The sequence below is a fragment of the Deltaproteobacteria bacterium genome (assembly GCA_022340465.1).
Classification (GTDB): domain Bacteria; phylum Desulfobacterota; class Desulfobacteria; order Desulfobacterales; family B30-G6; genus JAJDNW01.
Window position 1 is genome coordinate 1 of record JAJDNW010000140.1, and the last position, 8,846, is coordinate 8,846.

12 protein-coding genes are annotated in these 8,846 nt (G+C 53.4%); 10 read left to right on the forward strand and 2 right to left on the reverse strand.

Annotated features, from left to right (window positions below; all coding sequences use genetic code 11):
• Both LJE94_18640 and LJE94_18645 read right to left on the reverse strand, forming a co-directional pair.
• A partial coding sequence (locus LJE94_18640) for an aldo/keto reductase (protein MCG6912115.1) occupies positions 1–650 on the reverse strand: 650 nt, incomplete at its 3' end.
• 121 nt (positions 651–771) lie between these two features.
• The gene (locus LJE94_18645; protein ID MCG6912116.1) at positions 772–930 is read right to left on the reverse strand and encodes a hypothetical protein; all 159 of its coding nucleotides are present in this window, start codon (positions 928–930) and stop codon (positions 772–774) included.
• A gap of 244 nt (positions 931–1,174) precedes the next feature.
• Here LJE94_18645 and LJE94_18650 point away from each other — a divergent pair, with 244 nt between their 5' ends.
• From LJE94_18650 to LJE94_18695, 10 genes are all read left to right on the forward strand, one after another.
• Positions 1,175–1,468 (forward strand): cytidylate kinase-like family protein, encoded by a 294-nt coding sequence (locus tag LJE94_18650; protein MCG6912117.1) that lies wholly within the window; start codon positions 1,175–1,177, stop codon positions 1,466–1,468.
• Positions 1,411–1,560: a cytidylate kinase-like family protein gene (locus tag LJE94_18655; GenBank protein MCG6912118.1), complete on the forward strand. Its 150-nt coding sequence runs from the start codon at positions 1,411–1,413 to the stop codon at positions 1,558–1,560. Before LJE94_18650 ends, LJE94_18655 begins: the two co-directional genes overlap by 58 nt.
• Positions 1,561–1,709: 149 nt before the next feature.
• Positions 1,710–2,144 (forward strand): universal stress protein, encoded by a 435-nt coding sequence (locus tag LJE94_18660; GenBank protein ID MCG6912119.1) that lies wholly within the window; start codon positions 1,710–1,712, stop codon positions 2,142–2,144.
• Positions 2,145–2,352: 208 nt separating this feature from the next.
• A complete protein-coding gene (locus tag LJE94_18665) occupies positions 2,353–2,676 on the forward strand; it encodes a hypothetical protein (GenBank protein ID MCG6912120.1) in 324 nt (107 codons plus the stop codon).
• Positions 2,677–3,581: 905 nt separating this feature from the next.
• Positions 3,582–4,052, forward strand: a complete 471-nt coding sequence (locus tag LJE94_18670; protein ID MCG6912121.1) for a PilZ domain-containing protein — start codon at positions 3,582–3,584, stop codon at positions 4,050–4,052.
• A gap of 322 nt (positions 4,053–4,374) precedes the next feature.
• Positions 4,375–5,211, forward strand: coding sequence for a putative molybdenum carrier protein (locus LJE94_18675; protein ID MCG6912122.1), 837 nt, complete (start codon positions 4,375–4,377; stop codon positions 5,209–5,211).
• 80 nt (positions 5,212–5,291) lie between these two features.
• The gene (locus LJE94_18680; protein MCG6912123.1) at positions 5,292–6,107 is read left to right on the forward strand and encodes a putative molybdenum carrier protein; all 816 of its coding nucleotides are present in this window, start codon (positions 5,292–5,294) and stop codon (positions 6,105–6,107) included.
• 243 nt (positions 6,108–6,350) lie between these two features.
• On the forward strand, positions 6,351–7,400 hold the full coding sequence (locus tag LJE94_18685) for a branched-chain amino acid ABC transporter permease (GenBank protein ID MCG6912124.1): 1,050 nt from the start codon (positions 6,351–6,353) through the stop codon (positions 7,398–7,400).
• A 77-nt stretch (positions 7,401–7,477) separates the two neighbouring features.
• A complete protein-coding gene (locus LJE94_18690) occupies positions 7,478–8,353 on the forward strand; it encodes a branched-chain amino acid ABC transporter permease (protein MCG6912125.1) in 876 nt (291 codons plus the stop codon).
• 160 nt (positions 8,354–8,513) lie between these two features.
• The coding region (locus tag LJE94_18695; GenBank protein MCG6912126.1) for an ABC transporter substrate-binding protein at positions 8,514–8,846 on the forward strand (333 nt) is incomplete at its 3' end.

Below are 8,846 nucleotides of genomic sequence, written 5' to 3' on the forward strand. Positions count from 1 at the left end.
GGTGGCGGCGTGGGCAGACCGAGGTTGCCCCCCCGCAGGGGTTCCATGATCACCACGCCCAGGCCCTTGGAGGCCGCATATTCGAGGCCCTCCGTGCCGGCCTGGAATTCCTGGTCCAAGAAGTTGTACTGAATCTGGCAAAACGTCCAGGAATAGGCATCGACAATGCGTTTGAAGTCATCCAGCACGCCGTGGAACGAGAAACCGGCGTTGCCGATACGGCCGTCGGCCAGGGCTGTGTCCAAGAATTCGATGGCGCCATGGCTTACGAGATTGTCCCATGAGTTCCCGCGCAGTCCGTGGAGCAGGTAGTAGTCGATCCGCCCGGTTCCCAACTTCTCCAACTGGGCGTTCAGATAGCGGTCCATGTCTTCCCGGGAGGCGATCATCCAGGAAGGTAGTTTGGTGGCGACCTTGACGCGTTCACGGTATCCGTCCGCGAGCGCCCGCCCCAGAAAATTTTCGCTCTCGCCGGCATGGTAAGGCCAGGCTGTGTCCACGTAGTTGACGCCCTTGTCGATGGCACCGCGGACCTGCCTGATGGCCCTTGGTTCGTCGATGCCGCCCTTGTCTGTAACCGGAAGACGCATACAGCCAAATCCTAAAACTGAAAGTTCATCCCCGTTTTTCGGCATTTTTCGGTACAGCATATCAATCTCCTCTCCCTTCGGCTCGATTGAGCACGTTCCGTAATTTTCACTCTCCCTTAATAATAAACCTATCCCGTCATTGCAACTGTTGTGTTTGACCCCACAGCCGCTATGCCGGGGGCTATCCGGACCATTTGAAGAGGCCCATCTGCACCGACTTGAGTTGCAGAAAATATATCGCATTCAGGCCGAGCGGAACTTTTTCGAGCGCATCAATCAGGCTGTCCTGAAGCCGCTTGCGGGCTATCAGTGCCTCGAGTTTGTTCAAATCGTATACCATAAACCGTCGAATAAAAGCCGGGTTTCAAACAGATCGACCTGACGACGATTGACATACCTTGCCGAAATAGTTATTTTTATACTGTATCCGGTTTTGTTGGCCGGTTTCACCATGCCTGAAACGGATCTCACGTCGCCGAATCGAACAGCATCTCCGATCGAATGTTCCGCCGGATATAGCACACCCACCTGCTGCCGATTGGACTCGGCCCGAGCGTCTCTGTTAAAACCGACAAGGAGGTGCCATGAAACATAAAAGCCGTTCCAAAGAACAGATTATCGAGGAGCACGTGCGGCGGTGGCAGCTCATGCGGGTTGAAAAACCCGCCGAAAAGAGCCATCCCGTCATAACCGTCTCGAGAGAACCCGGTAGCGGTGGAAGCGTCATCGCTAAAAACATTGCCGATAAGCTCGGCTTCGATCTATTCCGGCAGGAAGTCTTGCACACCATACTTCCGCGAATGAAGCCAAGAGGCGCGTCATCCGAACGGAATCGGACCGCAGGGCCTTTATCAGGAAGTATTTCAATGCCGAGATAGCGGACCCCGTAAACTACGACATCGTCATCAACACGGGTAATCTGAATATGGACGAGGCGGCCGGCGTCATTGCGGCGGCCATACATAGATAGGTCGCCCCGTTGGATTCGGCGCGGGTTTCACCCTGGAAGCGCTTTGTTCGTTGCGTTGGTGGGTTCCTTGAGTCTGTTGCATTACTCGCTAACCCAATGAACACAAGTAGCGCAAAGAACCCCTTCACCCAATACAACAGGAGGCTATCATGTATACATCAATTTTAGTGCCTTTGGACGGTTCAAAACTTGCGGAAAACATGTTGACCGAGGTAGAAGCGCTCGCGCTGCTGCTCAAGGCCAAGTTGAGTTTGATCCTTGTCAGCAGGGCCCACGTGTTGCCGGGCGTCGATCCCACCGATGCACAGGTGGCCGTGGTCTCCAGTGCAAATGAATATCTGGAAAAAATCAAGGAGCGTTTGTCGACCGGCGGTCTCGAGGTCGATATCCACACGCCTTACGGGAACCCGGCCGAGAAGATCCTCGAAGTCTGCAGACGCAACGATATCGATCTGATCGCCATGTCGACCCATGGCCGCAGCGGCATCGGACGCTGGCTGCTGGGAAGTGTTGCCGAAAAAGTCGTGCGCCACAGTGAAATACCGGTGCTGCTGCTCCGTTCCCATGAGGCCGATGACGAGTAGATAGCCCGGCGCGTTTCGCGTTCTAAAAACAGGGGGGAACGAGCCCCTCCCTACTCCCAAAAATTCCGGGCGCCATTCCCCCCCCGCTCTCATCGACGGGGTTCAATGGCGCGGTTTTTACCGCTTTAGAAAAAGACTATTATTGCAAATCGACTAAATATCTGCTATTGTTACCGAAAGCTAATATCCAAAAAGTGAGGTCATCCCCATGAAAAAAGCCTTGTTGATCGTCTTCTTGGTAATCCTCTATGCCGCCTTGTGCCACCAGCCGTCATCCGTGTTCAGCGAAACCCTGCGCTTTAACGCCGACGGTACGCCCGTCGACCAAGAACAATATGAACAAACGGCAAAAACATGGGAAAAACACTTGAGCGCGGCGTTGGCGGATGGGTACCATGCCGGCTTCACGCAATGGAAAGACCCGATTAAAATCAGGCATAAACGGATCGAGCAGTGGGAAAAAATGCGCTCACACTACAACCCGGATTCGCTGCCTAACAAGATTGAAAAACCCGGGGATGAAAAACAATAACCACCTTGAACAATCGATATCGTTATAAATTATAATCAATATTTAGCTTTATTTATTTGGATAAATTATTATTACCATAAATTTTAATCAAAATAATTTCATTTTCAATGATGTAAATCTATATGAACTCTTAAAATTTGAAACCCTCCGGGATTTTCGGGTTTCCCGCACCTGCGGTGTCAACTCTCATCTCGCATAGACGACTACGGCGGGATGACATTTTCCTTGCATCTGTGGCAAACCCGAAAATCGCTCAATTTAGCGATGAGTAACACGGTACGGTCCCAGCACGTCTATGCCCTGCCACGCTTTTCCGGTCACGTTATTTGTTCAGCCGGCACCGGAGATAGTCCCTCTAACCGGGCATTCTCACTTTGTCATTAATTATTTTTGTGGTTACATTTATTACTATTGATTTAAATTTTTCATTATTATTAATGATCATTTATTTTTATTATTTCGTAAAATGAGCAACTTCCAGGTTTGTTGGAAATGTAAGAAAACTGTCATCCCGCGCTTGTCGGAGCGCAACTCGAAAAGCGGAGATCGAATAGTGTGGTCGCGGTCTCCCGGGAAAGGGTTCATGGTTTCAGGCTCTATATCGCATCTAAGTTCAATTTGGGTCGTAATTTGTCAGTATACGTTCATTTTGGTTGGTTGATATCCCTGATACAAAATAAGCTTTTCCTCTAAAATATGTTGTGCTATGGTTTTGGTTCCGGTGAGAAAGAGGCTCCTGCGCACGACAACTTTCTTAAACACGGCGCAACCGTGGTGGAGCGAAGTTGAACATCATCCCCGAACCGCAGACCGCCCGGAATCGGTTTCTTTTTTTGTTTTCACCTGAATCGGACGATTGCCGACTTGGGTTTCAGCCTGTCGAATGTTAAGGGTAGATTCACGCCATGCACAATCTGGGAAGTGCCCATCAAAAAAAATTTGCCGGCAGCCGCCTTTCGGATAAAAGCCAGCGGCGTGAGCCCCGGCATGCCGTGCGGCCCGGTTCCCAGGTCATTTTCAAGAAAAGCCCGCGTTTTCGATTGATAGGCAGGACGCGCATCCTCCACAGGGCCGAACTGATCGACATCAGCATGGAAGGACTGAGAGCACGCTACACGGCGAGCGATAAATGGTCCAGCCCTTTCGATCACATTTCCATTGCCACTCCCGGCAAGGATCTGGTGGTCAGCGACATCTTCTGCAAAATCATATCCGACTATCAAATCACCTACAGCAATAAAGGCGAACGCGCCAGGGTTTGCGGCGTTAAATTCTCGAGACTGACCGGCAGTCAGAAAAACGACCTCCAGCGTTTTATAGGGGAAAACGCGGTCGGGGAAGATGCGTCGGCAAAATGGTATATTCAGTTCAATTGATATTAAGTCCCTATTTATTCTAATCCCGTCCTGTTTGCACAAGATTTTCACACCGAATTTACCTGCAATGGATATAAAAAAATCCTAAATTCTAATCCACCAAATTCTAAATAAATACCAAATTCAAAGATTCAAAACGTATAAAGAACCCAGAAAGCGCAAGTATTCGATATTGGAATTTCCGGTTTATCCGGGTTGGGTCTTGATAAGTTGCCCTTGTTTTTTGCATTCAACTTGCTATTTTTACCGTATAGAAAGGTCGCGTGAAAGACGAGCCCTATATCTCCGTTTGAGAGCCGTGGATGCTGAAAAGGAAGTTTCGATGATCCGGAAAATCATATCAGGAGGGCGCACCGACCCGGAAAGGGGCGCCCTGGATGCGGCCCTCAAATATGGCGTCCCCCATGCGGGCTGGATCCATTACATCCGCGGTGAAGAGCGGAAAAAATTGCTCGAAACCTACCATCTCACCGTCATTCCCGCGTTGGATCCCAGGGCGGCCGTACGCCAGAATGTCGAGCATACCGACGGCACCCTCATCCTCACAACCGGGAAACCTCGGGAAAACGCCGATTACGCCAGGCATTTGACCCTCAAACGCGGTATGCAGCTGCTGGGTATCGACATGCGGCAGTACGCCCCCATCGAAGCGGGGTCTTTGATTGTCTCGTGGTTGAAACTGAATCATGTGAGCCGGGTGTATGTCACCGGTTCGGACGATGAAACCCGCGGCCGGTCCTACAATCTCTCGCGGAAAATCATGGAAGCCGCCATCATCCTGGGCTATACCAGGATGAACGCCGTGCCGGCTCGCAATTCGCAACCCCGCCAGGGTCCGGGAGGGGCTAAAGCCTGGCCCGCCACCGTTGAGGATGCCGTGAAACGGCTCATCGACGAGCTGTTTTTGAGGGACAAAAACCGGATATCCACCATGGAGCCCCCGGACCTGGACGAACTTCACCCGACCCTGGGACGCTACATAAGGGAAAACTACGGTTTGCTGAGCGGCAACCACGAACTGCTCAAGTCCTGCATGCGGACAACCCAGGCATCTGAAATAGTGCCGGATGAGGCTTCAGCCATCATCATCAAGGAACTGTGGCAAGAGCTGCAGCAAACCCACCGGATCAGGATTGCGCCCCCGGCATCCGATCGCTGATCCCGCCATAGAAAGCGCTTGTCTTTTTTAAAAAACAAAAGTAACGTTTCCCCGGCAACGCTCTGGAGGAAGGACAACCCATGCTGGAAAAAATCATATCCGGCGGGCAAACCGGTGCCGACCAGGCCGCCCTGGATGCCGCCATCAAGCTCGGCATTCCCCACGGCGGTTGGATTCCGAAGGGCCGCCTGACCGAAGACGGCCCGCTGCCGGCCAAATACCAGCTCAGGGAGATGCCCACGGGCAGCTATCCCGAAAGAACCAAGAAAAACATCAGGGAAGCGGACGGAACGCTGATATTCTCTCACGGCCCCCTTACCGGCGGATCCGAATTCACCCGCAAAATGGCCGTAAAGTACATGAAACCCCTGCTCCACATAGACTTTTACAAAATGATCCCCTTCGATGCCGCGGTGACGATCAACAACTGGATGGTGGATCACGACATCCGGATCCTGAACGTCGCCGGGCCGCGATCCAGTTCCGACCCGAAAATCTACCGGTCGGTCATGGACATCATCGAGGCCGTCTCCTTTTTGAACCTGTCCGAAAACAATCCCATGCAGACCGGGACATCCGTTGAGAATCCGGCCGGCAACGAAGACCCGCCCCGGGACGTCTCGACGGCCGTTGACCTGATTATCGGCGGCATGACCCTGAAAGACCGGGCAGCCATGGCCAACCTCACCATAGGGGAACTCGTCCCCCTGCAGCTAAATCTCGGCATGTATATCAGGCAGCGGCTGGCCTCGTGGTCATCCAGCGACGCCTTCAATCGATCGTGCCGTGAGGCGGCTTTCGAGGAGGGGCTGGACGCCGCCAACACCCCCATGGTAATTATCAGAAAAACCTGGAGGAAACTCAAAGCCACGCATCGGTTAAGGGTTATAAAGTAAAAGGAACCGGGTAGCGCTAATTTTTTGCCCGGCCCGTTTCCTTTTCCCTTGACTCAAAATCAGGCCTGAGGTAATAAACCTGCCAACATTGTGTTGCATATTTTTCGAGAAACAGCTCAGCGATAGATCTTCGGTCTTGTAAATACTGCAGGTTTCCGGTGATACTAGCGACAATCGAATTTCTCACCGGCTGGCACTGCAGTTTTTTAATTTGACACGCTTTTGTTTCAGGAGCACGTGCCTATGGACATGAAACGGGATTACTACGAGGATGTTAAGGTTTTCACATCCGGTGTCGTCGCCTTCTGGCTGGGCGTTCTGATCCTTGCCCTCGCCCTCTTTCCCTTATTCGCAAAAAATTACTACATCTACGTGGCCAACTACATGGCCATCAACGTCATCGTCGTGGTGGGCCTCAACCTCCTGGTGGGTTATACCGGTCAGATCTCCATGGGGCACGCGGGTTTTTTCGCCATCGGCGCCTACGGCACCATCGCCCTGATGGTAAACGCCCACTTTCCCTTTCTGCTGGCCCTGCCCTGCGCCGGCGTTGTCGCCGCTTTTTTCGGCTTTCTGCTGGGACTTCCGGCCCTGCGCCTGGAAGGACCCTATCTTGCCATTGCAACGCTCGGCTTCGGCGTCACCATCTCCCAGATCATCGGCAAGATCCAGATGTTCGGCGAGCGACAGGGACTGAACGCCCCCGATCTCAATATCGGCTCCTGGCAGATCCAAAACGACAAGGACTTTTATTTCCTGCTGATTCCCATCACGATCGTGATGGTCGCCCTGGCCCGCAACATCGTCAAGACCAAGGTGGGACGCGCCTTTATCTCCATCCGGGATGCGGACATCGCCGCCGAGACCATGGGCGTCAACCTGACCTTCTACAAAACCCTGGCCTTTGCCGTCAGCGCTTTTTATGCCGGCGTGGGCGGCGGTCTCTTTGCCTTTGTGCTGCGCTTTATCGAGCCCGAAATGTTCAGCCTGTTCATGTCGGTCATGTTCCTGACCATGGCCGTGGTCGGCGGTCTGGGCTCCATGATGGGGCCGGTGGTGGGCGCCTGTCTGCTGGCCCTTCTGGACCTGCAGTTGCGCAATGTCCTGGAGGTTCCCTTTTTTGGCGACTGGATCAGGTCCCTGTCCGAAAGCTGGTTTTCCATGACGGGCGTTTCAAATATCCAGTCCATCATTTTCGGCCTGATCCTGATTTTGATCATGCTGTTCGAACCCCTGGGGATCTTCGGCATCTGGATCCGCACCAAGAAGTACTGGAAGACATGGCCCTTTTAAAATAAATTCGCCACGCGACTTTATGGAACGCGGCTTCGCCGCTGTTTAATGCAAAATGCTTTAAAAAGAGGATAGCGATGATTGATTTTCTGCAGATGGTGCTCAGCGGAATCGCGGTGGGCAGTTCCTACGCCCTGATGGGGCTCGGCATGGTGCTGATCTACAAAGCCTCGGAGGTGCCCAACTTCGTGCAGGGGGAGATGGCCCTGCTGCCGGTGTTCCTCACCTTCATGCTGCTGAACAGCTACGGGGCGCCCTATTACGTCGCCTTCCCCCTCACCCTGGTTTTCGCCCTGCTCCTGGGCTGCTTCCTCGAGTTCGCCATTCTGCGGCGGGCCAAGGAGCCCAACATCCTGGGGCTGATCATCATCACCATCGGCATGGAGATGATCCTGCTGGGCTTCGTTTCCTGGAAGTTCGGCGCCGACCAGCGGGCCATGCCTTTTCCGATTTCATCCTACGACAGCATCGTCCTCGGCGACATCTTCATCAGCACGCTGGACATGCTCACCCTGGTGGTGGCCCTGGTGATCATGCTCATCCTCTTCCTGTTTTTCCGCTTCTCCAAGATGGGCGTGGCCATGAAAGCCACCCAGCAGAATGAAACCGCCGCCGCCCTCATGGGAATCAAGACCAAACGCATCCGCATGGTCACCTGGGGCATTTCCTCCATGGTGGGCAGCGTGGCCGGGCTCCTCATGGCGCCGGTCCTGATGGAGCCTTACATGATGTGGGACCCCATGCTGAAAGGGTTTGCCGGGGCGGTCGTGGGCGGCATGACCTCCCTGCCCGGCGCGGTGTTCGGCGCCTACATCGTCGGCATTACTGAACACCTGTTCGGCGGGTACGTCTCCATCGAGTTTAAATCCGTGGTGGCCTTTGTCATCATCGTGCTGGTGCTCTGTGTCAAGCCCAGCGGACTGTTTGCGAAACATTACGTCAAGAAGGTTTAACGTGGTGTTTGGGATCTAATTTTTAGGTTTTAATTTTTAATTTTTTGTGCTTAGTGTTTGGCGCGGTGAGCTGCCAACGTTGAACCGACAACCTACTAAAAACAAAACACTAAACACAAATCCACACAAACCCACGAACCAGCAAATCAAGGAGGAAGGTATGAAAAAGAATTTTTGGTGCGTTTTGGCGGTAATGACAATTGCGGTTTTCGGCCTGTGTTTCAGTGCAGCGGCCGAACAGGGTGTCACCGACACCGAGATTCACGTCGGCCAGTGGGGCCCGCAGACCGGTCCGGCCGCCCCCTGGGGCGCCGTCGCCCGCGGCACCGACGCCTATTTCAAGATGATCAACGCCGAGGGCGGCATCCACGGCCGTAAAATCATTCACCACTACTTCGACGACGCCTACAACCCGGCCAAGACCAAGGCCGGCGTCAAGCAGCTCCAGGAGGAGATCGGCATGTTCGCCTGGGTGTCCGGCGTGGGCACGGCC

Excerpts from the sequence above, each read along its gene's own strand:
- LJE94_18645 (MCG6912116.1), bottom strand. The coding sequence starts at position 930 with ATGGTATACGATTTGAACAAACTCGAGGCACTGATAGCCCGCAAGCGG.
- LJE94_18650 (MCG6912117.1), top strand. The coding sequence starts at position 1,175 with ATGAAACATAAAAGCCGTTCCAAAGAACAGATTATCGAGGAGCACGTG.
- LJE94_18660 (MCG6912119.1), top strand. The coding sequence starts at position 1,710 with ATGTATACATCAATTTTAGTGCCTTTGGACGGTTCAAAACTTGCGGAA.
- LJE94_18665 (MCG6912120.1), top strand. The coding sequence starts at position 2,353 with ATGAAAAAAGCCTTGTTGATCGTCTTCTTGGTAATCCTCTATGCCGCC.
- LJE94_18670 (MCG6912121.1), top strand. The coding sequence starts at position 3,582 with ATGCACAATCTGGGAAGTGCCCATCAAAAAAAATTTGCCGGCAGCCGC.
- LJE94_18675 (MCG6912122.1), top strand. The coding sequence starts at position 4,375 with ATGATCCGGAAAATCATATCAGGAGGGCGCACCGACCCGGAAAGGGGC.
- LJE94_18680 (MCG6912123.1), top strand. The coding sequence starts at position 5,292 with ATGCTGGAAAAAATCATATCCGGCGGGCAAACCGGTGCCGACCAGGCC.
- LJE94_18685 (MCG6912124.1), top strand. The coding sequence starts at position 6,351 with ATGGACATGAAACGGGATTACTACGAGGATGTTAAGGTTTTCACATCC.
- LJE94_18690 (MCG6912125.1), top strand. The coding sequence starts at position 7,478 with ATGATTGATTTTCTGCAGATGGTGCTCAGCGGAATCGCGGTGGGCAGT.